This is a genomic window from Comamonas sp. GB3 AK4-5 (genome assembly GCF_041320665.1).
Taxonomy (GTDB): domain Bacteria; phylum Pseudomonadota; class Gammaproteobacteria; order Burkholderiales; family Burkholderiaceae_C; genus Comamonas.
Map to the genome: position 1 here is coordinate 3,092,724 of NZ_CP166730.1, position 25,091 is coordinate 3,117,814.

General features: G+C 64.2%; 21 protein-coding genes and 2 pseudogenes. 8 read left to right on the forward strand and 15 right to left on the reverse strand.

Annotated features, from left to right (window positions below):
* Window positions 1-62 precede the first annotated feature (62 nt).
* Window positions 63-614 carry a GNAT family N-acetyltransferase gene (locus ACA027_RS13950; RefSeq protein WP_370678819.1) on the forward strand — a complete coding sequence of 184 codons (552 nt, stop codon included), beginning with the start codon at window positions 63-65 and terminating at the stop codon, window positions 612-614.
* A gap of 123 nt (window positions 615-737) precedes the next feature.
* Here the strand turns inward: ACA027_RS13950 and ACA027_RS13955 are convergent.
* The 8 genes and pseudogenes from ACA027_RS13955 to ACA027_RS13990 form a co-directional block, all read right to left on the reverse strand.
* Window positions 738-878 (reverse strand): annotated as a pseudogene (locus tag ACA027_RS13955) (IS3 family transposase); the annotation flags it as partial.
* 115 nt (window positions 879-993) lie between these two features.
* Complete coding sequence (locus tag ACA027_RS13960) at window positions 994-2,751, reverse strand: biotin carboxylase N-terminal domain-containing protein (RefSeq protein WP_370682587.1); 1,758 nt, start codon at window positions 2,749-2,751, stop codon at window positions 994-996.
* A 13-nt stretch (window positions 2,752-2,764) separates the two neighbouring features.
* Window positions 2,765-2,887, reverse strand: coding sequence for a hypothetical protein (locus ACA027_RS13965; RefSeq protein ID WP_370678820.1), 123 nt, complete (start codon window positions 2,885-2,887; stop codon window positions 2,765-2,767).
* Entirely contained in the window at window positions 2,884-4,518 is a 1,635-nt protein-coding gene (locus ACA027_RS13970; RefSeq protein ID WP_370678821.1) for a carboxyltransferase domain-containing protein, read from the reverse strand. The genes ACA027_RS13965 and ACA027_RS13970 overlap by 4 nt, the downstream gene beginning before the upstream one ends.
* Before the next feature lie 5 nt (window positions 4,519-4,523).
* Window positions 4,524-5,294 carry a LamB/YcsF family protein gene (locus ACA027_RS13975; protein WP_370678822.1) on the reverse strand — a complete coding sequence of 257 codons (771 nt, stop codon included), beginning with the start codon at window positions 5,292-5,294 and terminating at the stop codon, window positions 4,524-4,526.
* 19 nt (window positions 5,295-5,313) lie between these two features.
* Entirely contained in the window at window positions 5,314-5,979 is a 666-nt protein-coding gene (gene pcp / locus ACA027_RS13980; protein ID WP_370678823.1) for a pyroglutamyl-peptidase I, read from the reverse strand.
* A gap of 11 nt (window positions 5,980-5,990) precedes the next feature.
* Window positions 5,991-6,944: a DUF979 domain-containing protein gene (locus ACA027_RS13985; protein ID WP_370678824.1), complete on the reverse strand. Its 954-nt coding sequence runs from the start codon at window positions 6,942-6,944 to the stop codon at window positions 5,991-5,993.
* A 2-nt stretch (window positions 6,945-6,946) separates the two neighbouring features.
* Window positions 6,947-7,675 carry a DUF969 domain-containing protein gene (locus ACA027_RS13990; RefSeq protein ID WP_370678825.1) on the reverse strand — a complete coding sequence of 243 codons (729 nt, stop codon included), beginning with the start codon at window positions 7,673-7,675 and terminating at the stop codon, window positions 6,947-6,949.
* Window positions 7,676-8,133: 458 nt separating this feature from the next.
* On the opposite strand from ACA027_RS13990, the gene ACA027_RS13995 reads away from it, so the two are divergent.
* From ACA027_RS13995 to ACA027_RS14010, 4 genes are all read left to right on the forward strand, one after another.
* Window positions 8,134-8,808, forward strand: coding sequence for a GntR family transcriptional regulator (locus tag ACA027_RS13995; protein ID WP_370678826.1), 675 nt, complete (start codon window positions 8,134-8,136; stop codon window positions 8,806-8,808).
* Between the two features lie 287 nt (window positions 8,809-9,095).
* Entirely contained in the window at window positions 9,096-10,079 is a 984-nt protein-coding gene (locus ACA027_RS14000) for a TRAP transporter substrate-binding protein (RefSeq protein ID WP_370678827.1), read from the forward strand.
* A gap of 72 nt (window positions 10,080-10,151) precedes the next feature.
* A complete protein-coding gene (locus tag ACA027_RS14005; protein ID WP_370678828.1) occupies window positions 10,152-10,658 on the forward strand; it encodes a TRAP transporter small permease in 507 nt (168 codons plus the stop codon).
* Window positions 10,651-11,946 carry a TRAP transporter large permease gene (locus ACA027_RS14010; protein WP_370678829.1) on the forward strand — a complete coding sequence of 432 codons (1,296 nt, stop codon included), beginning with the start codon at window positions 10,651-10,653 and terminating at the stop codon, window positions 11,944-11,946. The genes ACA027_RS14005 and ACA027_RS14010 overlap by 8 nt, the downstream gene beginning before the upstream one ends.
* Before the next feature lie 141 nt (window positions 11,947-12,087).
* On the opposite strand, the gene ACA027_RS14015 is transcribed toward ACA027_RS14010, so the two are convergent.
* On the reverse strand, window positions 12,088-13,083 hold the full coding sequence (locus ACA027_RS14015; RefSeq protein WP_370678830.1) for a Bug family tripartite tricarboxylate transporter substrate binding protein: 996 nt from the start codon (window positions 13,081-13,083) through the stop codon (window positions 12,088-12,090).
* Between the two features lie 360 nt (window positions 13,084-13,443).
* Between ACA027_RS14015 and ACA027_RS14020 the strand changes: the two genes are divergently transcribed.
* Both ACA027_RS14020 and ACA027_RS14025 read left to right on the forward strand, forming a co-directional pair.
* A complete protein-coding gene (locus tag ACA027_RS14020; RefSeq protein WP_370678831.1) occupies window positions 13,444-14,358 on the forward strand; it encodes a CaiB/BaiF CoA transferase family protein in 915 nt (304 codons plus the stop codon).
* Window positions 14,359-14,614: 256 nt separating this feature from the next.
* Window positions 14,615-14,772 (forward strand): annotated as a pseudogene (locus ACA027_RS14025) (IS481 family transposase); the annotation flags it as partial.
* 43 nt (window positions 14,773-14,815) lie between these two features.
* On the opposite strand, the gene ACA027_RS14030 reads toward ACA027_RS14025, so the two are convergent.
* Window positions 14,816-15,676, reverse strand: coding sequence for an oxaloacetate decarboxylase (locus ACA027_RS14030; RefSeq protein WP_370678832.1), 861 nt, complete (start codon window positions 15,674-15,676; stop codon window positions 14,816-14,818).
* Between the two features lie 102 nt (window positions 15,677-15,778).
* On the reverse strand, window positions 15,779-16,756 hold the full coding sequence (locus tag ACA027_RS14035) for a Bug family tripartite tricarboxylate transporter substrate binding protein (protein WP_370678833.1): 978 nt from the start codon (window positions 16,754-16,756) through the stop codon (window positions 15,779-15,781).
* A gap of 219 nt (window positions 16,757-16,975) precedes the next feature.
* On the opposite strand from ACA027_RS14035, the gene prpR reads away from it, so the two are divergent.
* Window positions 16,976-18,940, forward strand: a complete 1,965-nt coding sequence (gene prpR / locus ACA027_RS14040; RefSeq protein ID WP_370678834.1) for a propionate catabolism operon regulatory protein PrpR — start codon at window positions 16,976-16,978, stop codon at window positions 18,938-18,940.
* A 189-nt stretch (window positions 18,941-19,129) separates the two neighbouring features.
* On the opposite strand, the gene ACA027_RS14045 is transcribed toward prpR, so the two are convergent.
* The 4 genes from ACA027_RS14045 to acnD all read right to left on the reverse strand — a co-directional run bounded on the left by ACA027_RS14045 (window position 19,130) and on the right by acnD (window position 24,958).
* Window positions 19,130-19,549 (reverse strand): GntR family transcriptional regulator, encoded by a 420-nt coding sequence (locus tag ACA027_RS14045; RefSeq protein ID WP_370678835.1) that lies wholly within the window; start codon window positions 19,547-19,549, stop codon window positions 19,130-19,132.
* A 206-nt stretch (window positions 19,550-19,755) separates the two neighbouring features.
* The gene (gene prpC, locus ACA027_RS14050; protein WP_370678836.1) at window positions 19,756-20,931 is read right to left on the reverse strand and encodes a 2-methylcitrate synthase; all 1,176 of its coding nucleotides are present in this window, start codon (window positions 20,929-20,931) and stop codon (window positions 19,756-19,758) included.
* A 137-nt stretch (window positions 20,932-21,068) separates the two neighbouring features.
* Window positions 21,069-22,298: a 2-methylaconitate cis-trans isomerase PrpF gene (gene prpF / locus ACA027_RS14055; RefSeq protein ID WP_370678837.1), complete on the reverse strand. Its 1,230-nt coding sequence runs from the start codon at window positions 22,296-22,298 to the stop codon at window positions 21,069-21,071.
* Window positions 22,298-24,958: a Fe/S-dependent 2-methylisocitrate dehydratase AcnD gene (acnD, locus tag ACA027_RS14060; protein WP_370678838.1), complete on the reverse strand. Its 2,661-nt coding sequence runs from the start codon at window positions 24,956-24,958 to the stop codon at window positions 22,298-22,300. The genes prpF and acnD overlap by 1 nt, the downstream gene beginning before the upstream one ends.
* Between the last annotated feature and the right edge of the window lie 133 nt (window positions 24,959-25,091).

Here is a 25,091-nt window from a genome sequence, read left to right on the forward strand (position 1 = left end):
CTCTTAGCGGCGGCAGCCTTGCTGCCCGCTTCGCACAAGACCACTCGAAAGCAGCCCCGCACATGACCGATACAGCCCGTGTTCACGCCCCAGACTCCTTCACCATCCGCCGCCTGGGCAGTGAAGAGGCAACCGTCCGCATCGATGCTCTGGCCGATGTGCTGATGGACTGCGTGGCCGGCGGTGCCTCGGTCAGCTTCATGTGGCCGCTGCCCCGTGATAAAGCACTAGGTTTCTGGCGTGGCGTCGCCGGCAGCGTGGCCCGTAATGAACGGGTGTTGCTGGCCGCGGAGGATGCTGCGGGCACCATCGTGGGCACGGTGCAGCTCATCACCGACATGCCTGACAACCAGCCCCACCGGGGCGAAGTCGCAAAAATGTTGGTTCACCGCAGTGCTCGCCGCCAGGGCTTGGCTCTGCGCTTTCTGGCCGCAGTGGACGACGCCGCACGCGATGCAAAGAAGAGTCTGCTTGTCCTCGACACTTCTACGGGGAGCGATGCAGAGCGGCTGTACGAACGCGCGGGCTGGCTGCGTGTGGGTGTAGTACCCAACTTCGCACGCATGCCAGACGGCCCCCTCTGCGGCACGACGTTCTTTTACAGAGTTCTCTGAAACGCCGAAAAGATGACGCCAGGCGCAGAGGCCTGGGCGGTCGCCATTGGTAGCGCAGCGTTAGCGCCGTGAACGACTCATGCTCGGGCTGCAGAGGCTCAGTCCGGTGGAGTACCGGAAGTGACCTTGCGCCTCCACACACGCCCAGTGGCCCAAGCTGGCCTTGGGAATACCCAGCACCTTGGTCGCTTTCGCAACCGAGTGACCACTACGCAGCTGCCACACGGCCTCCTGCTTGAATTCTTGCGTGTACTGCGCACGCACTTTGGCTTGTTGGTCATTTCTTGCGCCGCTGACGTAATTTTCAACAACGCTAAAAACGACATTTTTTGGGGGCAAGGCCATACGCAGCCTGCCCCGCACAGCCGTCACTACCTATCTACGCGATCCGTGCCAATACGGCACCCAGTGCCTGGGCGCTGCTGGCCTCGGCAGCCAGCGTGATGCGGCCGCTCTTGTGGGCCGCCACCTGCATCTCCATCTTCATGGCTTCCATCACGGCGATGACATCGCCCTCTTGCACCTGGTCGCCATCAGCCACCTTCCAGGCATGCAGATTGCCTGCAATGGGCGAGGTCACGGCGTTGGCATCCACGGCCTCAGCCGCAGCGGGCGCAAGCGCGGCTGCGCCAATGCCTGCGGCAACACCAGCCGCTCCAGCCAGGCCGGCCAGCAAGCCAGCCGGAAGGCCCAGCTGCACGCGGTGGCCGTTGACCTCGATGGCGGTGCGCACCAGGCTGGTGTCGGGCAGGGGCTGGGCGCGCACAGCCGCGGCCAGAGGCTCGGCAAAGTCGGATTCGATCCAGCGCGTGTGCACCTTGAAGCCATCTGCGCCGATGAAGTCTGGATGGTCGATGACAGCGCGGTGGAAGGGCAGCACCGAGGCCACGCCCTCGATCTGGAACTCGGCCAGGGCACGGCGGGCGCGGGCCAGGGCCTGTTCGCGTGTGGCGCCGGTGACGATGAGCTTGGCCATCATGGAGTCAAAGCTGCCGGGGATGACGGAGCCGGTTTCCACACCCGCATCCAGGCGCACGCCGGGGCCGGAAGGCGGGGCGAACTTCAGCACAGGGCCGGGGGTGGGCAAAAAGCCCCGGCCCACGTCTTCGGCATTGATGCGGAACTCGATGGAGTGGCTGCGTGCTGCGGGGGTGGCGCTGATGGACAGCGGCAGGCCATCCGCCACGCGCAGCTGCTCGATCACCAGATCCAGACCGGTGCTTTCTTCGGTCACCGTGTGTTCCACCTGCAAGCGGGTGTTGACCTCGAGGAAGGAGATGGTGCCACTGCCCTGGCCATGGCCGCTGAGCAAGAATTCCACCGTGCCTGCGCTGACATAGCCGGCCTCGGCGCAAATCGCCTGGGCCGCGCTGTGGATGCGCGCGCGCTGTTCTTCGGTAATAAAAGGCGCGGGAGCTTCTTCCACCAGCTTCTGGTTGCGGCGCTGCAGCGAGCAGTCGCGCGTGCCCAGTACCACGACCTGGCCGTGGGTATCGGCCAGCACCTGGGCTTCGATATGGCGGGGCTTGTCCAGGAACTGCTCGACAAAGCATTCGCCCCGGCCAAAGGCGGTGACGGCCTCACGCACGGCAGAGTGGTAGAGCTCTTCCACCTCGTCCATGCGCCAAGCGATCTTCATGCCGCGCCCGCCGCCGCCAAACGCGGCCTTGATGATGATGGGCAGGCCATGCTGCTGGGCGAAGTCCAGCACCTCGCTGGCGCCTTTCACCGGTTCCGACGTGCCAGCCACCAGCGGCGCGCCGACTTTGAGTGCAATCTTGCGCGCCTGCACCTTGTCGCCCAGCTGGGCAATGGTGTCGGGCTTGGGTCCAATCCAGGTAAGGCCTGCGTCGATCACGGCCTGGGCAAAGGCCGCGCTTTCCGACAGAAAACCGTAGCCGGGGTGCACGGCGTCGGCGCCGCAGCGCTTGGCAATGGCCAGCAGCTTGGATGCGTTCAGATAGGTGTCGGCAGGCTTGTCGCCCTCCAGGCCAAAAGCCTGGTCGGCCGCGCGGGTGTGCAGGGCATCGATGTCGGCATCGGCGTAGACCGCCACCGACTTCACGCCATAGTCGGCGCAGGCGCGGGCAATGCGGACGGCAATCTCGCCTCTGTTCGCAATTAAAACCTTGGAAATCATAAAGGGCACCTCAGCCAGCAAAGATCGGGGTTGCGAGATCGCCGTAGCCTGCTGCGCAGGCACCGCAATTTGCTGAAACGTCCGCGTTGCGGCCGTTTTCGCCACGGTTGGCAATCAGGACTTTGGAAATCATGGTGTGAGTTCTTCAAAAGAACGAATGGGGTTAAAGCGAATCCAGGCGCCCACGGGAATCTGTCCCGCCAGGTCCAGGTGGTGGGGCGCCACGCAGCCAATGACGGGGTAGCCCCCAGTCAAAGGGTGGTCGGCCAAAAACAGTACGGGCTGGCCGCTGGCGGGCACCTGGATAGCGCCCAAAGCCGTGCCCTCGCTGGGCAGCTCGCTGGTGATGGAGCGGGACAGCGGCGTGTCGCCCGCCAGGCGCAGGCCCACGCGGTTGGACTGGGGCGTGACCTGCCAGCGCTGCGCGGCCAGCAAGGCCACGGCGTCGGGCGTGAACCAGTCGGTGCGCGGGCCCAGCTCCACGTCCAGCACCACGTCAAAGCCGGCAGCGGGGAGGCCCTGCGGCGGCAACTGGGCCGCGCCCACCACGGCCTGCGCGCCTTGCACGGGCTGTACAGGCAGCAACTGGCCGCGCTGCAGGGCTGGCGGGCCGACATGGGCCAGGGTGTCGGTGGATGCGCTGCCCAGCACCGGCACTACCCGGTAGCCGCCGCGCACGGCCACATAGCAGCGTGCGCCGGAGCAGGGCTGGTCTATCTGCAGCACATCGCCATCGGCCAGGGCCACGGGGGCATAGCGGGGCACAGACCAGCGCTGGCCGTCGGCCGTGCGCAGCCACAGCGGAGCATCGGCACCGGTGATGGCCACCACGTTGTCGCCCACGCTTTGCAGGGCCAGGCCACCGCCCACGGTTTCCAGCACCGGCAACTGGCTGGGATTGCCCACCAGGCGGTTGGCGGTCTTGAGCGCGCCCTGGTCCATGGCGCCCGAGGCCGATACGCCCTGCCCGGCCTGGCCATGGCGGCCCAGGTCCTGGAACAGGGTGAGCAGGCCGGTGGACTGCACGCGCAGTGCTGTGCCGGTCTCTGCAGCGGCCTCTTCAATTTGGATAGCTTTATGTGCTTTTACGGCCTGCACCTTGGCATTGTTTGGCTTGCAGTCTGGCTGTTGGTCTGCACCAGCAGCTATGGTTTTTGCTGCATCCACAAACTGCACGCGGTAGCCGGGCTGCAAGAGCGCGGGCAGTTCACGCTCCACATCCCACATGGCGGCGTCGGTCACGCCAATGATTTGCCAGCCACCTGGGCTGGCCTGGGGGTAGACCGCGCTGAAGGTGCCGGCCAGGGCCACGGCGCCCGCTGGCACCTTGGTGCGCGGCGTGGCGCGGCGTGCCACGTTGAAGATGGGGTCGCCGCCGCTGAGATAGGCAAAGCCCGGCGCAAAGCCGGTAAAGGCCACGGCCCATTCGCTGCCGGTGTGGCGGCGCACCACCTCCTCGGGGCTGATGCCCAGCATCTGCGCCACCTCGGCCAGGTCTTCGCCGTCGTAGCGCACGGGGATTTGCACCAGTACCTCGCTGCGCTGCACGCTGCCGCCCAGCTCGCGCCCGGCGATGGCCTTCACCAGCGCGGCCACCGTGATCTGCTGCGGGGCAAAGTACACCAGGATGGTGCGCGCTGCGGGCACCAGCTCCTGCACACCGGCAATGGGCTGGGCTTGCAGCGATTGCAGCAGCACCAGGGTCTGCGGCAGATCGGCCAATTCCACCAGCAAGGCCTGGCGGTTGACGGGCAAAAAACGCATGGCACTCATTTCGCTGACGCGTTCACAAAAGAAGCGATGCGCACGCCCTCTGCTTCAAAACGCTGGCGCAGCACGCGGGCCATGGCCACGGCGCCAGGGCTGTCGCCGTGCACGCAAATCGAATCGGCCGCTATGCGCACCTGGCTGCCGTCCACGGCTTCTATCGTGCCATGTCGCACCAGTTGCAGCATGCGCTCGGCAATGTGCACGGGGTCATGCAGCACGGCACCGGGCTCACGGCGCGACACAAGGGCGCCATCGGGCATATAGGCCCGGTCGGCAAAGGCCTCGGCCACCACGGTCAATCCGGCCTCGCGTGCCCAGCCAATCAGCGGCGAGCCAGCCAGGGCCATCAACACCAAGCCGGGGTTGATCGCTTTGATGGCATTGATCACATCGATGGCCTGGCGCTTGTCCTGGGCAATGGTGTTGTACAGCGCGCCATGCGGCTTGACGTACTGCACCGTGGTGCCTGCGGCCTGGGCCAGGCCTTGCAAGGCGCCTATCTGGTAGATCACGTCAGCCACCAGGTCGGCACTTGCCACATCCATATTGCGGCGGCCAAAACCGGCCAGGTCACGGTAGGCCACATGGGCGCCCACCACCACGCCGCGCGCCTTGGCAGCTTTCAGCGTGGCCAGGATGCCGGCTGCATCGCCGGCATGAAAGCCGCAGGCCACATTGGCGCTGCTGACAATGTCCAGCATGGCGGCATCGTCACCCATGGTCCAGGCGCCAAAGCTCTCGCCCAAATCGCTGTTCAAATCCATTTTCATCGTGTGCTCCTGGCTGGGCTCAATGCAATTGGCCGGCGTTTTCACGCAGGTCTTCTTTGGTGGTCATCGCCGTGTGAATTGCGGCACGGATGGCCTCGACCTGGGTGGACAAGGCCATGCTGGCCATACCCGGCATATTCGCGGCCTGCTGCGGCAAGGCCGGTATATGAATGAAACCACCACGCACGCCGGGCGCCCCACGGCGTGCCAGTCTGTGCATCAAGGCATAAAAAACATGGTTGCAGACAAAAGTGCCCGCAGTGTTGGACACCGAAGCAGGCATGCCCACCTCCCGCAGGTTGCGCACCATGGCCTTGATGGGCAGCGTGGAGAAGTAGGCAGCAGGCGCCTTGTCCACCACGGCCTCGTCCACCGGCTGCTTGCCTGCGTTGTCGGGAATGCGGGCGTCATCGATATTGATGGCCACACGCTCGGGCGTGATGTCGCTGCGGCCACTGGCCAGGCCCAAGCTGATGACCAGCGTGGGCTGCAGACGGGCCAGCGCCTCGTCCAGCACCGCCACAGCGTCGCCGAACACACAGGGCAGCTGCACGGCATGCACGGAGCCACCGGCGATCTCCGCGCCGTCGAGCGCACGTGCCACTTCCCAGGAAGGGTTGATGGGATCTTTGTCAAACGGCTCGAAACCGGTGAGCAGAATGCGGGCGTTCGTGTCTGCAGTCATGGCAGTTCTCCTCAGCGGAACATCAGGAAATTCAGCAGGAATATGTTGGCAATCAAGAGCGCAATGGCCGTGGGCATCTGCGCGCGTATCACCGCATTCTTGTCAATTTCCAGCAAGGCGGCCGGCACCAGGTTGAAGTTGGCAGCCATGGGCGTCAACAAGGTGCCGCAATAGCCCGAGAGCATGCCCACGGCGGCCATCACGGCGGGGTCACCGTGGTAGACGCCCACCAGCACCGGCACGCCCACGCCCCCTGTCATCACCGGGAAGGCGGCAAATCCATTGCCCATGATGATGGTGAACAACGCCATGCCAATCACATACACGGCCACCGCCACAAAGCGCATGTCCATGTTGATATAGGTGGTGGTCACATAGGCCACGGCCTTGCCCACGCCCGCGTCCGAGAACACCAGGCCCAGCATGCCCAGCATCTGCGGCAGCACCAGGGCCCAACCCAGGGCATCGGTCAGACGACGTGATTCACGCATGCCCTGGGCCGGTGTCTCACGGGTCAGCCAGCACACCAGCGCCAGCGACAGCACACAGCCCACACCCAGGCTCACCAGTGTGGCGTTCTTGGGGTCCAGCAGCGGCGTGCCACCGATGATCAAATGCGAGGCACTGAGCGTGCCGGCCATGGTCACCAGGGGAATGGCCAGGGCCGGCGCAAAAAGCTTGTTGCCCAGGCGCTTGGCGCTGGCCAGGTATTCGGCATCGCTGCGCGGTGCGTGGCGCCCACCGGCCACACCCCCAAAGCCGGCAATCACGGCCATGACCACGGCCCCCACGCCCACCCAGGTGGGAGGCAGTCGCTCGCCCACCAGGAAGACCGCCGCGTACAGCGCCCAGAACAGGCCGCTGCTGAAGCGCTTGGGGTTGCTGGCGTCGCGCAGCGTCATGACGGCCGTGACCGCCAGGACAAAGCCCACCAGATAGTAAAGATGCTGGATAGAGAGAATCATGTTCAGGCTTTCTGGCTGTCAGCGACTGGGAGGGCGGCTTGGTGGGCGGCCATTTCGCGGGTCAGGGTCTTGTCCAGGCGGCGCAGGCGCCAGGCGTGGATCGCAAAAGCGCAAACAGCCGTGGGAATGCCCCACAGCGCCACGTGGATGGGCTCGACCTCGATACCCGCCTCACGCAAGAAGGTGGTCATCAGCACGATGGCACCAAAGGCCACGAAGATGTCCTCGCCAAAAAACAGGCCCACGTTGTCCGTGGCAGCGGAATAGGCCCGCAGCTTGTCGCGCACCTTGGCGGGCAGCTTGCCGTAACGGGATTCGGTGGCGCCTTCGGCCATGGGCGCCAGCAGCGGGCGCACCATCTGCGGGTGTCCACCCAGGCTGGTCAAACCGATGGCAGCCGTGAGCTGGCGCGCCGCCAGGTAGACGATCAGCAGGCGACCGGCCGTGGCCGACTTGATGGAGCTGATCCAGCGCTGCGCATGCTGGCGCAGGCCGTGGCGCTCCAGCAGACCGATCACGGCCAGCGGCAGCAGAATGATCAGCGGCAGATTGCGCGTCTTGATAAAGCCCGTGCCAATGGTGGCCAGCACCTTGTCCAGCGGAAAGCCCGCCGCCATGGCCGTGCCAATGGCCGTGACGATCACGACCAGCATGGGGTTAAAGCGCAGCACAAAGCCCGCAATGATGATGGCCACCCCGATCAGGGGCCAAAGATTAACGTCAGCCAGCATGTGGTGATTCTTCCTACTCATGGGTTCCGGGCCCTCAGCGACGCAGCAAGGCGTGGCGAAGAACCCATTTGCCGGCGCGCGCCCACAGGGCACATCACCGCAGCATGCGATGCACATCGCATGTTGATCGAAAGACAAGAAACCGATACCTATTGATCGATCTTCTATTTTTTGTTGAACAAAAATTCAATCTTGTCTTACCAAACTCAATTTTCTATATGACACAAGAGTCACACATACAGTACAAACCCTAGGGAGCAGCCTGAAAAGCGCATGGGCCACATCACCAGGCAAGAAGGCCACAGCCCTCCGCCCTTCTGCGAGGCAATCGCTATCCTTGCTCCCTCTTCCTGGGCAAGAGGGCAACCGCATGCTTCTGTGCGAGCAAGAATTGGGCGCTGCAGCACGCGCGCTCTGGCTACACTGCGTGACTGCCTGCCTCCAACCCACAACCCACCATGAGCCGCACCACCGACACCCAGAACCTCGCCGACCGCGTGACCGAAGAACTGCGCAGCAAGTTGATCGCTGGCGACTGGGAGCCGGGCCAGCGGCTGTCCGAGGCCGCACTCAGCGAAAGCCTGGCCATTTCACGCAACACACTGCGCGAGGCCTTCCGGCTGCTGACCAAGGAAGGGCTTTTGGTGCACGAGCCCAACAAGGGCGTGTCGGTGGCGGCGCCCAGCATGGCGTCCATCATGGACATCTACCGCGTGCGCCGCATGATCGAGTGCCAGGCTCTGGCCCAGGCCTACCCCATGCACCCGGCGCGCAGCGCCATGCGTGCCGCCGTGGAAGATGCATTGCGTGGCCGCGAGGAGCGCGACTGGCCTGCCGTGGGCTCGGCAAATATGGCCTTCCACAAAGCCGTCGTCGCGCTGGCCGACAGCGAGCGGCTGGACACCATGTTCACCCACCTGCTGGCCGAGCTGCGCCTGGCCTTCGGCCTGCTGCGCGACCCGGAATTTCTGCACGCGCCCTATGTGGACATGAACTCCAAGCTGCTGGCGCTGTTCGAGGCCGGCAAGCTGACCGAGGCCTCCAACTCCCTGCACGACTATCTGGTGCATTCGGAGCGCATCATCCTGGCGGCCTATGCACGCCGCTTGGCCGAGCAAGGCGTGCGCGCCTGAGAACGTATTCACGCGCTCAGCGTGGCGAACGGGCAGCGCTTTCACATTGCTGCGCTGTTTTTCTTTCTCTTTTTTTGGTTGAACAATTTCAATCAAATCAACCAACAAGAGAAGAATATGAAACCTACCATCAGCATCTATTGTTGAAATCCCTGATGACCTCTTGCGGTGAGCAGTGCTAATTTCGGCGGGTGAAAGGCCACCCCCGTAACGCATACCGCGGCCTTGCCACACCATGACAGGGCAATGGCACCGCCCTGTCTTCACCCCAGTAAGGAGACATCACCATGCAACGACGCATCTTTTGCGCCACCACGGCCCTGATCGCCAGCATCGGCTTTGCCGGCGCTGCCGCCGCCCAGACCAAGTGGGACTTCGCCACGGCCTACCCGGCGTTCAACTTCCACTCCAAGAACAACGAACTGTTCGTCAAGGACGTGGATGCCGCCACCGGTGGCAAGCTCAAGATCACGCCGCACTTTGGCGCTTCGCTGTTCAAGATGCCCGAGATCAAGCGCGCCGTGCAAACCGGCAATGCGCAGATGGGTGAATTCTTCCTGGTCAGCTTCCAGAACGAATCGCAACTCTTTGGCGTCGACGGCCTGCCCTTTCTGGTGAGCAGCTACGAAGAAGCCTTCAAGCTCTACCAGGCACAAAAGCCGGCGCTGCAAAAGCTGCTCGACAAGCAGGGCCAGGTGCTGCTGTATGCCGTGGCCTGGCCACCACAGGGCATCTACACCAAAAAGCCCGTGCAGTCCGTGGCCGACCTCAAGGGCATGAAGTGGCGCGTGTACTCGCCCACCACGGCCCGCATCGGCGAGCTGATCGGTGCCCAGCCCGTGACCGTGCAGGAAGCCGAGCTGTCCCAGGCCCTGGCCACGGGCGTGGTCGACGGGCTGATTTCTTCCAGCGCCACCGGTGCCGACAACAAGCTGTTCGAAAGCCTGAAGTACTACTACAACGTCCAGGCCTGGATCCCCAAGAACGCGGTCACCGTGAGCAAAAAGGCTTTTGCCGCGCTGAGCAAGCCCGAGCAGGACGCGCTGCTCAAGGCCGCGGCGGCCGCCGAAGAGCGCGGCTGGAAGGAGTCGCGCGAGGTGGATGCCAAGTCCCAGGCCACGCTCAAGCAAGGCGGCATGAGCGTGGAGCTGCCCTCGCCCCAGCTGAAGGCGGATCTGGCCAAGCTGGGTGAAACCGTGGTCAAGGAATGGACCGAAAAGGCCGGCGCCGAAGGCAAGGCCATTTTGGACACCTACAAGGCAGGCAAGTAATACCCGGCCCACGGCATTGCACGGCAGCCATGCGGTGCAATGCCTGGCCCATTCCGCTTGGAAAGCCCTGCTATGCGAAAGTTTTTAGATGCTCTGTACGCCTCCAGCGCCTGGCTGGCTGGCTTGTCAATGATTGGGGTGCTGGTCATGGTGCTGCTCACCATCGCCAGCCGCCTCTTCGGTTTCAGTGCCCCTGGCACCGATGCCTACGCCGGCTATGCCATGGCCGGTGCCGGCTTCATGGCGCTGGCCAGCACGCTCAAAAAAGGCGAGCACATCCGCGTGACCCTGCTGCTGGGCGCCCTCAAGGGCCAGGCACGCAAGGCCATGGAAGTGGCCGCCCTGCTCATTGCCACCGTGCTCTCGGGATTCCTGGCCTTCTACGCCACGCACCTGGTGTGGCAGTCCTGGGACATTGGCGATATATCGGTGGGCATCGACGCCACCCCCATGTGGATTCCACAGGTTTTCATGGCATTGGGCACGGTGGTGTTCTTCATCGCCTTTTGCGATGAGCTGGTGCTGGAGCTGACGGGACAACGCAAGCAAGCGGCACAGGAGGATGCCCACCATGAATGAAATCACCGCAAGCATTGCCTTGATCGTGGTGCTGCTGGCTCTGCTGAGCGGCGGCGTCTGGGTCGGCCTCACGCTGGCCGGCGTGGCCTGGTTCGGCATGGAGTTTTTCACCGCCCGCGCGGCAGGCGACGCCATGGCCATGACCATCTGGGGTTCGGCCAGCAGTTGGACACTCACGGCCCTGCCGCTCTTTGTGTGGATGGGTGAAATCCTCTATCGCACCAATCTGTCGGAGAGCATGTTCCGAGGCCTGGCACCCTGGGTCAACGCCCTGCCCGGCCGGCTTTTGCACACCAATGTGATTGGCTGCACCATTTTTGCTGCCGTGTCCGGCTCGTCCGCCGCCACCTGCGCCACCGTGGGCAAGATGAACATTCCCGAGCTGCGCAAACGCGGCTATCCGGAAGACCAGGTCATTGGCTCGTTGGGCGGCCCCGCCACGCTGGGCCTGCTGATCCCGCCCTCCATCATCCTCATCGTCTACGGCGTCTCGGCCGAGCTCTCCATCTCCAAGCTCTTCATGGCCGGCGTGCTGCCCGGGCTGATGCTGGCGTTGATGTTCAGCGGCTGGATCATGGTCTGGGCGCTGATGAACCCCGAGAAAGTGCCCAAGGCCGATGCCTCCATGAGCTTTATGCAAAAGCTGCACGAGGCCCGGCACCTGATTCCGGTGGTGCTGTTGATTGCCTCAGTGATTGCCAGCATCTACACCGGCATTGCCACGGCCACCGAGGCCGCCGCCATTGGTGTGCTGGGCTCGCTGGTGCTGTCGGCACTGCAAGGCGCTCTGACCTGGAAGAACTTCAGGGACTCGCTGTTCGGCGCCACCCGCCTGTACTGCATGATTGCCCTGATCCTGGCGGGCGCGGCCTTTATGACCCTGTCCATGGGCTATATCGGCCTGCCGCGCCAACTGGCCGAGTTCGTCGGCAGCCTGCAGCTGTCTCCGGTGATGCTGATCATCGTGCTGGGCATCTTCTACATTCTGATCGGCTGCTTTCTGGATGGCATCTCCACCATCGTGCTGACCATGAGCGTGGTGCTGCCCATCATCCAGGCGGCGGGCATCGATCCGCTGTGGTTCGGCATCTTCCTGGTGATCACCGTGGAGACCGCGCAAATCACGCCACCCGTGGGCTTTAACCTGTTTGTGCTGCAAGGCATGACGGGCAAGCAAGTCACCTACATCGCCAGGGTCTGCGCGCCCTATTTCTGCCTGATGGTGCTGGCCCTGGCGATTCTGTGGATCTTCCCTGGCATCGTGACCGCGCTGCCCAACCACATGTAGCCACGACATGCTGCGGGCAGGTTCCTCTGCCCACCATCCGGCCACCGCTCCCTTGGGAGGGTGGCCATTTTTTCGCTGGCAAGCAGGCATAAAAAAACCCGCCTGGGCCATGCCAGGCGGGTCAGCGTCAGTGATGACTGCTCAGTTTTCCGGAGTGATGTTGGCGAACTTCACCAAGTCCGCATATTTGTCCATGTCGGTGCGGATGATCTTTGCCAGGTTCTCGTCGCCTTTGGCTGGGATCAGCCCGGCCGCTTCCAGTCGGCCGCGATATACGGGATCCTTCAATCCCGCAGTCACTGCGGCACGCAGCTGACTGACCACCTCGCTTGGCAAGCCTTTGGGCCCGGCCAGTGCGAACCACCCGGTCAGGGCATAGCCCTTCAGGGCAGCGTTCTCCCCCAGAGCCGGAACATCTTTCATGGCCGCAATGCGATGTGGTGTGGTGACCCCCAAGGCCTTCATCTTGCCGTTCTGCAAAAACGGCGCCGCCACCGTCGGCGAGATGATGGCGAAATCCAAATTGCCACCGGCCAAGTCGTTCACCATGGACGGAGAGCCGCGATAGGGCACATGGGTGATGTTCACCCCGGCGTATTTCTTGATCAGCTCACCCGAGAAGTGCGGCGTAGAACCTATGCCCGGGCTGCCATAGCTGTACTTGCCCGGGTTGGCCTTGACCAGCGCAATGAACTCGTCCAGGTTTTTGACCGGAACATGCGCGGCCGCCACCCACAGATTGGGCACTTCAGCGGCCAAAGCAATGCTGGTCAAATCCACGGCCGGGTCGTATTTCTGCGCGGCATTGACGAACTTGGTCCCCGCCATTTCATTGCTGGAGCCGGCCAGCAAGGTGTAGCCATCCGGCTTGGCACTGACCACCCGCTGCGCGCCCACCACGCCTGCTGCGCCGGCGATGTTCTCCACCACCACGGTTGCATTGAGGTATTTGGCCAATACATCGCCCATCACCCGCCCCACGGCGTCCACAGAGCCACCGGGCGCATAACCGACGATCAAACGAATCGGCTTATCCGGATAACGTGTCTGTGCACCAATCGGGCTGGCCAGCAATGCGGCTGCGCCTGCTATCAAAAAACGTCGGGAGAGAAAGGGGTTGGAGTGCTTCATGGCCATGCGATGTGAGGCGAAATAGGAGAATCAACAAAAATAACAATATTGCTCAACAATGTTACAAATATAAAAGAGCAAAACCAGAATCAACACAGCACAAACCCTAGGCTTCATGCCTGTGTGCCTGTGTGCCTGTGTGCCTGTGTGCCTGTGTGCCTGTGTGCCTGTGTGCCTGTGTGCCTGTGTGCCTGTGTGCCGTTGTGCTGTGCCGCTTGCTCCTGGGTTGCGCTGGCATTGGCGCAGCACATTGGCAGTGCATGGGCCATGGGTGAGCATTCCGGCCAATGGCATTGACCAGGACGGCCATTGCAGCGCCCCGCACTGGCTGACTAGACTGGCCCCAGCCTTTCTTTGCCAGCCACCATGTCACCACTCCACACACAACCTTCCACTGCGTCCACCCCTGCCACAGCAGCCCCCTTGGCGGGGGTACGCATTCTGGACCTGACCCGTTTGCTGCCCGGCCCCATGTGCACCCTGCACCTGGCCGACCTGGGTGCCGACGTGATCAAGATCGAAGACCTGGAAGCCGGCGACTACACAGCCGAGCCGGTGCGCACCCTGGTCAACCGCAACAAGCGCGGCCTGGGGCTGAATCTCAAAAGTCCCGAAGGCGTGGCGACCTTGCTCAAGCTGTGCGAGCAGGCCGATGTACTGGTGGAGAGCTTTCGCCCCGGCGTGATGGAACGCCTGGGCGTGGGCTGGCCCCAGGTTGCCGCCCGCAACCCCAAGCTGGTGTATTGCAGCCTCACCGGCTATGGCCAGACCGGCCCCTACCGCAACGCGCCCGGCCATGACATGAATTACTGCGCCCTGACCGGCGTAGCCGACCAGAACGACGCAGCAGGCCAGGCGCCGGCACTCACCAGCCTGCCGCAGGCCGATTTGCTGGGGGGCTCCATGCCCGCCGTCATGGGCATTCTGGCCGCGCTCTACGATGTGGCGCGTGGGGGGCCTGGCAGGCATGTGGACATCGCCATTGCCGACGGCGTTCTGGCCCATGCCGTCATTCCCCTGGCCACGGTCAATACCGAAGGCCGCAGCCAGCCCGCAGGCCAGAGCAAGCTCACAGAATCGCTGCTCTGCTATGCAATGTACGAGACTGCGGACGGCGGCCACCTGGCCGTGGCGGCCCTGGAGCCCAAGTTCTGGCTGGCCTTTTGCGCCCTGCTGGAGCGCGATGACCTGAAGGATTTGTACAGCTTCGACGATCCCGAAAAGATTGAGTGGGTGCGCGCGGAGCTGCGGCACATCATTGCCGCACAGCCCCTGGCATAGTGGACAGACAAGCTGGCGGGCAGCAACTGCTGTCATTTCCCAAGAGGTTGCTCCCCCGAGGTGAAAGAAAATGGATGCTCTCAAGCTGGCCAACTTCTTTCGAGGACTCCTCGAATGGACATCCACAAGAATGCCTCAATGACGCCGTGAAGACGAGAGCATCTGGTGAGCGAGATTGTCCGAATCGGGCTCAAGCCTGCGGCAGCCCGCCGCAGGCTTGAGCGAACACACCGTTCGCAAGTGGCAACGTCCAGGGCCAGCCTTCATCTACCCGACCTCACAGCACCGAGCGTGTGAATTGCAGCCTTGGCTGTATCACTACAACTTCCGTCGACCACATCCGCCACATCACATCGCCCTCCCATCACTCGCCTTGGCGTCAACGGGAACAGCGTGTTGAGAGACTACAACTAGCGGGCTACGGACAGAAAGCCCGTGCCAGCGCACCGCCGCCCGCTCACTTGTAACGCTGCTCCATGGCGTCCCATTCCGGCTTGCACACCAGGCGCTGGCGCTCGGCAAAGGGTACCACCAGGGCTGGGTCTTCCTGCAGATGGCGCTCGGCCTTGAGCGCGCCCAAAGCGCGCTGCATGCCGGCCACTGCACCCTGCAGCGTGGCGTTGGCGTAGAGCACGATGCTGAAGCCCATTTCGGCCAGCGATTCGGTGCTGGTGATGGGGGTCTTGCCACCAATCACCATGTTCATCAGCTGGGGCGTTTTCAGGCGCTGGGTCAGGGCACGGATCTGGTCGGCACTGGTCACTGCTTCCACAAACAGCATGTCGGCACCGGCTTCGGCATAGCGCTGGGCGCGCTCCACCGCGGCGTCAAAGCCGTGGATGGCGGCCGCATCGGTGCGGGCCATGATGAGGGTGTCGCCGTTGCGGCGGGCATCGCAGGCGGCCTTGATCTTGCCCACCATCTCGCTGGTTTCGATCACTTCCTTGCCACTGAAATGGCCGCAGCGCTTGGGCGAAATCTGGTCTTCCAGCTGGATGCAGTCGGCGCCCGCACGCTCCAGTGTGCGCACGGCGTGGTAGGTATTGAGGGCGTTGCCAAAGCCGGTGTCGGCATCGACGATCAGGGGCAGGTCCACTGCCTCGCGGATGCGTGCCGTGTGGTCGGCAATATCGGTCAGGCCCATAAAGCCCTGGTCGGGCAGGCCAAACCACATATTGGTCACACCGGCACCGGTCACATAAATGGCTTCAAAGCCCTGGTCGGCCACCACGCGGGCCGACATGGCGTTGAAGGCGCCGGGCACGATGACGCCGCGGCGTTCGTTGATGAGTTGCTTGAGTTTTTGCTGGGTGCTCATGGAGTGCATGCTGTGGTTGCTAAAAAAGACGGAAGCACTGCCGCAGCAGCACGCCCGAGAAAGAAAAGGCAGGCGGCCATGCCGCATGCCCGGGGAAGCGGCTTACTGCTCCTGCATCTTGGCGGCCTTGACGATTTCGCCCAGGCGCTGGCGCTCGGCGTCGGTGAACTTGATGAAGTCGGCGCGCGTGCCACCCACGGGCTCGATGCCCAGGGCCTTGAGCTTTTCAACGGTGGCAGGCTCACGCATGGCCTTGTCCACGGCAGCGGCCAGCTTGTCCATGGTGGCGTGCGCCGTGCCCTTGGGCGCATGCAGTCCGGCCCAGTGCGCGATCTGCAAATCCGGGAAGCCCTGCTCCACGGCGGTGGACAGCTGGGGATAGGCCGAGATGCGCTGGGTCCAGGTCGTGGCCAGGGGCTTGAACTTGCCGTCCTTCAGGATGTGCGGCAAGGCGATGATGCTGGCCTCGGACGTGCCTTCCACCTGCCCGCCCAGCACGGCGGTGGTGCTTTCCGAACCGCTCTTGTAGGGCACGGGCTGCAGCTTGGCGCCGTATTTCACATTCAGCATCTCGGCCACGAAATGCGGCGTGCTGCCGGTGCCGGCCGTGGCGAAGTTGAAACCCTCGCCCTGCTTGGAGGCCTCGATGAACTCGCGCAGATTCTGGTAGGGCGCGCTCTTGGGCACCACAATCACCGAGGGTGCCAGGCCAATCATCACCACGGGCAGCAGGTCATCGTCCTTGAAGGGCATGCGCTTCTTGATCTGGCTGTTGGAGATCACGCCGGCGGCGCTGATCAGCCAGGTGTAGCCATCGGGCTGGGACTTGGCCACCAGATCGGCGCCCACGGTGCCGCCGCCACCGGGACGGTTTTCCACCACGATGGGCTGGCCCAGCACGCGGGATGCGCCTTCGGCCGCCGAGCGTGCCAGCAAATCATTGGCCCCACCGGCCGAGAACGGCACGATGAAGCGGATGGGACGGCTGGGCCAGTTGTCTGCGGCCTGGGCGCTGCCGATGGCGGTCAGGACGGCCAGCAGCGCGGTGGCTTGCATCACGGAACGACGGGAAATAGACATGGACTGGTTCTCCTATTTGCGATGTCTCTGGTGTAGAGGCCGGCAGTACCGCCGGTACGCCCTCCACAGCGCAATCCCTGTGCCACCGTCTTTCAGTGAAAACCCTAGGCGCCTTAAACCCTTGATTCCATTGCAAATTCCTCCCTGGCGATGCACCACGCCATGGATGAGGGTGCAGCAGCCGGGGCCGATTGCTTCAGCGATGAAATAATCGATTGCATGCATGCAACCACCCACACCACAGCGTCCGCCCTGCCCCATATCGTCACCGTGGGCCGCCACCGTGTCGGCCGGGTCATGCAAGGCCTGGCCGGCCCCTGGGCAAGCCAGGTGAGGCTGAGCCATATCGGCGCTGCCTTCGATGAAGCCGTGCAGGCCGTGAGCGCCCTGCACGCACGCCAGCCCATCGATGCCCTGGTGGCGGCCGGGGCCAGCGGTGCCTGGCTGCGTGAGCGCGTGGACATGCCGGTGGCCATCGTCGAGGTGCGGGGGCTGGACCTGTTGCAGGCATTGCGCCAGGCGCGTGAACGCACCAGCGGCCAGGCCGGCCGCGTGGGCCTGGTGTCTTTCGGCCCACCCTCGGCCGAGGTGGCGCAGTTCGACGCCCTGTTCGGCCTGGGTCTGGCTCAATTCGCCTACCGCGGCCCGGAAGATGCGCCAGCCTGCGTGCAGCAGTTGCTGGCGGCCGGTGTGGAGGCCGTGGTGGCCCCCGGCCTGGTGGCCGATCTGGCCGAGCAGGCCGGCATGGCCAGCGTGCTGCTGTATTCGGACGCTGCCGTGCGCCAGGCGCTGCAGGATGCGCTGCTGCTGGCACGCCAACGCCGTGCCGAACGTGACCGCCAGCAGCGATTGGAAAGCGTGCTGGCCCAGTTGCAGGACGGCGTGGCAGCCGTCGATGCCCAGGGCCGCATCCGCGCCATCAACGCGCATATGGCGGCGCTGCTGGGCAGCCCGGCAGCGGCCTTGCACGGTCAGCAGCTGGCCCAGTTGGCGCCGGCGCTGGACATGCGCGCAGCCCTGACTGGTGAGGAAGGCAACGAGGATGTGGTCCAGCTGGCCGCGCGCACCCTGGTGGTACGCCGCGCCCCCATGCGCGAGGGCGGGCAGATCACCGGCGCCCTGGTCGTCTGCCGCGACCCTGCCGTGATCCAGCGCGCCGACCGCAGCCTGCGTGCCAGCCAGCGCCAGCGCAGCGTGGGCGCACGCTGGCAGCTGCAAGACTATGTGGGCAGCAGCCCCGCCGTGGAACGCCTGCGCGCACTGGCCCACACTTTTGCCGCCAGTGATGCCACGGTGCTGATCCAGGGAGACAGCGGCACCGGCAAGGAGTTGCTGGCCCAGGGTATGCACCGCGCCAGCGCGCGCGCCAGCCAACCCTTTCTGGCCGTGAACTGCGCCGCGCTGAGCGAGAGCCTGCTGGAAAGCGAGCTGTTCGGCCACGAGGAAGGCGCTTTCACCGGGGCCCGCCGTGGTGGCAAAACCGGCCTGATCGAGGCCGCCCACACCGGCACGCTGTTTCTGGACGAGATCGGCGACATGCCGCTGGCACTGCAGTCCCGCCTGCTGCGTGTGCTGCAGGAGCGCGAGGTGCTGCGCGTGGGCGCAACGGTGCCGGTGCCCATCGATGTGCGCGTCATGGCCGCCACCCATGCCGATCTGGCGGCGCAGGTGGAGCGCGGCCAGTTCCGCCGCGACCTGTTCTACCGCCTGGCCGTGCTGCGGCTGCAGGCACCAACGCTTTGGGCTCGCGGCAGTGCGGACGTGAGCATGCTGGCCCGCAGCCTGCTGGCCCGCCGCCTGGGCCTGGCCGGCCCCGAGGCCTTGCACAGCGGCAACGCGGCCGTGATGACCCAACTGCTCGATGCCGTGCTGGCGCATGCCACCCACCACCGCTGGCCCGGCAATGTGCGCGAGCTGGACAACTGGGTGGAGCGCCTGCTGGCTGCGCACAGCCATCTGCGAGATGCGCAAGGACAGGTGGACACACAGCGGCTGCTGGAGCTGTTTCCCGAATGTGCAACGCCCCCTCCTGCAGCCGATAGCGGCCGACTGCAACAGGCCGGGCGCCAGGCCGAGCAGGCCCATCTGCGCGAGGTGCTGGAATCGGTCCAGGGCGACCAGCGCCGCGCCTGCGAAATCCTGGGCATCAGCCGCGCAACCTTGTGGCGACGCATGAAAAAGTGAACTGGCTCCCCCTGAGCCGCTGCGCGCCCTCCCCCTCTTTATCGCTAGGCGATGGAGGGAGACGGCACCAGCGCGACGGGGCGGCGCGGCCGGCGTAGGCCCTTGCGCGGCGCCCTGGCATGGGAGCACACCACTGTTTCGCATAAAGCCATGGCGTATTCCGCCTTTGCCGATGTGCACCGCTGCCCTTCAAGCTACACGGGAGCGCTGTGCCGGCCAGCCTGCGGCAGCCCCGGGCACATGGCCCAAGCACACACGCTGCTCCGCCATGCGCAGCATGGCATACGCCAAGCTGTTGTCGGGCAGGCCGCTACCCTGCTCGCGCACAAAGCGGCCCAGCCACTGCTGCAGCGCCAGCGCCTCGCGCAACTGCGCGGCATTGGGCACGGCCACCGTCATGCCATGGTGTGGATGGGCTTGCAGCAGCCCGTCATGGCACAGCAGCTTGAGTGCCTCGCGCACTGACGCGCGGTTGACGCCGTAGCCGTGGGCGATGTCGGCATCGTTGAGCGATGCACCTGGTGCCCACTCATGCGCCAGGATGCGTTGGCGCAGCCTGTCGGCAATGGCCATGCTCAGCGAGCGCGGCTGCAGCAGAGAATCGCTCATGCATCTCCTTTCAATGGGCTGTTTGCTTCGTGTGGAGGCGGCCATACAGCGCTTGATGCTTTGTTGCGCGCCCTTGCCGTATAGACATACTGTCTGCGGGCACGCGCCGCGCCTGAAGCGTTGTCTGGCCGTTCGGGTTGTGCTTTGCGGGCCCGCTGTGCTGTGTGGGCCCGCTCCGGCATCCCCAAAACCTTCCAAGCCCCGGATCAGCTGCGCTGTTCGATGGGCACAAAGGCCAGATCGTCCGGGCCGGTGTAGTTGGCGCTGGGGCGGATGATCTTGTTGTCCTGGCGCTGCTCGATGATGTGGGCCGCCCAGCCGCTGGTGCGGGCAATCACAAACAGCGGTGTGAACATGGCGGTGGGCACGCCCATCATGTGGTAGCTGACGGCGCTGAACCAGTCCAGGTTGGGGAACATTTTTTTCACTTCCCACATCACCGATTCCAGGCGCTCGGCAATGTCGTACATGCGGGTGGAGCCAGCCTCATCAGAGAGCTTTTTGGCCACACCCTTGATGACCACATTGCGCGGGTCGCTGATGGTGTAGACCGGGTGGCCAAAGCCGATCACCACTTCCTTGTTCTCCACGCGCTGGCGGATGTCGGCCTCGGCTTCGGCCGGGTTGTCGTAGCGCTTCTGGATCTCGAAGGCCACCTCGTTGGCCCCCCCATGCTTGGGGCCGCGCAGCGCACCGATGGCGCCGGTGATGGCCGAGTACATATCGCTGCCCGTGCCGGCCACCACGCGGGCGGTGAAGGTGGAAGCATTGAACTCATGCTCGGCGTACAGATTCAGCGAGGTGTGCATGGCGCGCACCCAGCTGTCCGCAGGCTTTTCGCCATGCAGCAGGTGCAGGAAATGGCCGCCGATGGAGTCGTCCTCGGTCTCCACCTCGATGCGGCGGCCCGAGTTGCTGAAGTGGTACCAGTACAGCAGCATGGAGCCCAGGCTGGCCATCAGGCGGTCGGCAATATCACGCGCGCCGGGCAGGTTGTGGTCGTCTTTTTCCGGCAGGGCGCAGCCCAGGGCCGACACGCCGGTGCGCATCACATCCATGGGGTGGCTGGCGGCGGGCAGCTGCTCCAGCGCCACCTTCACACTGGCGGGCAGGCCGCGCAAGGCCTTGAGCTTGGCCTTGTAGGCCTTCAGTTCAGCGTTGGTAGGCAGCTTGCCATGCACCAGCAGGTGGGCGATTTCCTCGAACTCGCAGACCTCGGCAATGTCCAGAATGTCGTAGCCGCGGTAGTGCAGATCGTTGCCGGTTTTGCCTACGGTGCACAGGGCGGTGTTGCCAGCCGTCACGCCCGACAGGGCCACGGATTTCTTGGGTTTGAAAGCGGGTGCGGGTGCAGTTGCGGCGCTCGTGGTTGCAGTGGTCATGACAGGTCTCCTGGTTGTTGAAAAATGGGCAAAGCAGCGGCCCAACCCATGAAAAATGGGGCAAAAAATGGGTTCAGAAATTCAAAAAAGGCCTGGCTGCAAGGGACTGAAAGGGTGAGCAGCAGGCCCTGGCAGCATCAGCTGGGGTGGTGCGGAGCCGGCTCCACGTTCAGACAATCGCCGGGCACGCGCACCCAGCCCTCCATCAAGATGCGGGCGCTGCGGCTCATCAAGGCCTTGGTGACTTGCCATTGGCCATCGGCGGCCTGGCGGGCCTCGGCGCCCACGCGCAGCGTGCCCGAAGGGTGGCCAAAGCGCACGGCGCTGCGCTCGCCACCACCGGCCGCCAGATTCACCAACGTGCCGGGAATGGCAGCTGCCGTGCCAATGGCCACGGCGGCCGTACCCATCATGGCGTGGTGCAGCTTGCCCATGGACAGGGCGCGCACCAGCAGGTCCACATCGGCCGCTTCCACGCGCTTGCCGCTGGAGGCCGTATAGCTTTGGGGCGGCGCCACAAAGGCCACCTTGGGCGTGTGCTGGCGCTTGGCGGCCTCGGACAGGTCTTGGATCAAACCCATCTTCAGCGCACCATGGGCGCGAATGGTTTCAAAGCGCGCCAGTGCGGCAGCGTTTTCGTTGATGTCGCCCTGCAGCTCGCAGCCGGTGTAGCCGATGTCGGCCGCATTCAAAAAGATGGTGGGAATGCCGGCATTGATCAGCGTGGCCTTGAAGCGCCCTATGCCAGGAACTTCCAATTCATCCACGACGTTTCCTGTAGGGAACATCGCGCCCCCCTCTTCGCCATCGTCGGCCGGGTCCACAAACTCCAGCGCCACTTCGGCCGCGGCAAAGGTCACGCCATCCAGCTCAAAGTCACCGGTTTCCTGCACCGATCCGTTGCTGATGGGCACATGGGCGACGATGGTCTTGGCGATGTTCGCCTGCCAGATGCGGAGGGTGGCCATGCCGTTTGCGGGAATGCGCGCGGCATCGATCAAGCCCATGTGGATGGCGGCCGGGCCCACGGCGGCCGACAGATTGCCGCAGTTGCCGCTCCAGTCCACAAAGGGCTGGTCTATGGAAACCTGACCGAACAGATAGTCCACATCGTGGCCGGGCTTGCTGCTCTTGGCCAGGATGACGGCCTTGCTGGTGCTGGACGAGGCATTGCCCAGACCATCGATTTGCTTGCCATAAGGGTCGGGGCTGCCCAGGGTGCGCAGCAAGATGGCATCGCGCACGGCGCCGGGCTGCTGGGCTGCGGCGGGCAAATCGGCCAGATTGAAGAACACGCCCTTGCTGGTGCCCCCACGCATATAGGTGGCGGCAATCTTGATTTGCGCGGCATGACGGGCTGTAGCCATTACACGGACTCCATGGTGGGAATAGCTGCTTGTGCAGGTGTGGCCTGCGTTTGGGCCAGAAAATCCTGGGCAAAACGCTGCAGCACGCCACCGGCCTCGTAGATGGACACTTCTTCAGCAGTATCCAGGCGACAGGTGACAGGCACCTCCACACGCTCGCCATTTTGGCGGTGCACCACCAGCGTCAGCTGGGCGCGGGGGTGGCGTGCACCCAGCACGTCATAGGTTTCCGTGCCGTCCAATTTCAGGGTCTTGCGGTTGGTGCCGGGCAGGAATTCCAGCGGCAGCACACCCATGCCAATCAGGTTGGTGCGGTGGATGCGCTCAAAGCCTTCGGCCGCAATGGCTTCCACGCCGGCCAGGCGCACGCCCTTGGCGGCCCAGTCGCGGCTGGAGCCCTGGCCGTAGTCGGCGCCGGCCACGATGATCAGCCGCTGCTTGCGCTCCATATAGGTCTCAATCGCTTCCCACATGCGCATCACCTTGCCCTCGGGCTCCACGCGGGCGAGAGACCCTTTCTTCACCTGGCCGTCGACCACGGCCATTTCATTCACCAACTGGGGGTTGGCAAAGGTGGCGCGCTGGGCCGTCAGGTGGTCGCCACGGTGGGTGGCGTAGGAGTTGAAGTCCTCCTCGGGCAGGCCCATCTTGGCCAGGTATTCACCGGCCGCACTGCTAGCCAAGATGGCGTTGGAGGGCGAGAGGTGGTCGGTGGTGATGTTGTCCGGCAGCAGGGCCAGCGGGCGCATGCCCTGGAGGGTTCGCTCGCCCGCCAGCGCGCCTTCCCAGTACGGCGGGCGGCGGATGTAGGTGGACTGGGCGCGCCAGTCGTACAGCGGGCTGCTGGCCTGCTGCACCTCGCCCTGGGCGAACATGGGGATGTAGACGCTGCGGAACTGCTCGGGCTTGACGCTGGCGGCCACGATGGCGTCCACCTCCTCGTCGCTGGGCCACAGGTCTTTGAGGGTGATGGGCTTGCCGGCCGCGTCATGGCCCAGCACATCCTGCTCGATATCGAAGCGCACCGTGCCGGCAATGGCATAGGCCACCACCAGCGGGGGCGAGGCCAGGAATGCCTGCTTGGCATAGGGGTGGATGCGGCCGTCAAAGTTGCGGTTGCCCGAGAGCACGGCCGTGGTGTAGAGGTCGCGGTCGATGATTTCTTGCTGGATCACCGGGTCCAGCGCGCCACTCATGCCGTTGCAGGTGGTGCAGGCATAGGCCACGATGCCAAAGCCCAGTTGCTCCAGCTCGGGCAACAGACCGCTTTCTTCCAAATAGAGCTTGGCCACCTTGGAGCCCGGCGCAAACGAGGTCTTGACCCAGGGCTTGCGCAGCAGCCCCAGCGCATTGGCCTTTTTGGCCACCAGCCCCGCAGCCACCACGTTGCGCGGATTGCTGGTGTTGGTGCAGCTGGTGATGGCGGCAATGATGACGGCGCCATCGGGCATCTGGCCATGGGCCTCTTGCTGGTAGGCGGTCTGCAGCTTGGCCTCATCGGCAATGCCGCGCTCGGCCAGGGCCGAGGTGGGCAGGCGGCGGTGGGGATTGCTGGGGCCGGCCATGTTGCGCACCACGCTGCGCAGGTCAAAGGACAGCACGCGCTCGTACTCGGCCGTCTTCAGCGCATCGGCCCACAGGCCGGTGGTCTTGGCGTAATGCTCCACCAGCTTGACCTGCTCGGGCTCACGGCCGGTGAGCGTCAGATAGTCAATGGTCTGCTGGTCGATATAGAACATGGCCGCCGTGGCGCCATATTCCGGGCACATATTGGAGATGGTGGCGCGGTCGCCAATCGACAGGCTGTCGGCGCCTTCGCCAAAGAACTCCACATAGGCGCCCACCACGCGCTCCTTGCGCAAAAACTCGGTCAGCGCCAGCACGATGTCGGTGGCAGTAATACCGCTCTGGCGCTTGCCCGTCAGCTGCACGCCCACGATATCGGGCAGGCGCATCATGCTGGCGCGGCCCAGCATCACGGTCTCGGCCTCCAGCCCACCCACGCCAATGGCAATCACGCCCAGCGCATCCACATGGGGGGTGTGGCTGTCCGTGCCCACGCAGGTGTCGGGGAAGGCGATTTTTCCGCCCCGGCCATCGCTTTGCACCTGGATCACGGGGCTCATCTTCTCCAGATTGATCTGGTGCATGATGCCGTTGCCCGCAGGGATCACATCCACATTGCGGAAGGCCGTCTTGCACCAGTCGATGAAGTCAAAGCGGTCGGCATTGCGACGGTCTTCCACCGCGCGGTTCTTCTCAAAGGCCTCGGGGTCAAAGCCGCCATATTCCACGGCCAGCGAATGGTCCACGATCAGCTGCGTGGGCACCACGGGGTTGACCTGGGACGGGTCACCGCCCTGATCCGCAATGGCATCGCGCAGACCGGCCAGGTCCACCAGCGCGGTCTGGCCCAGGATGTCGTGGCAGACCACACGCGCCGGGTACCAGGGAAAATCCAGATCGCGCTTGCGCTCTATCAGCTGCTTGAGCGCATCGCTCAGCAGCGCGGGCTCGCAGCGGCGCACCAGGTTTTCGGCCAGCACGCGGCTGGTATAGGGCAGGCCGTCATAGGCGCCAGGTTGGATGGCATCCACCGCAGCGCGGGCGTCAAAGTAGCGCAAATCGGTGCCGGGCAGTTTTTTGCAGAAATCGCTCATGGGGTCGCTTGTCTCGTTGCTAGGCTCTTGGTAGATTCGCAATTTACGCAAACCAAGCCTTTTACAGAAGGGCTGAATGTGCGAAACATAGTGAATCGCAAAACTTGTTTTTGCGAATTTTGCGAATTTCGCC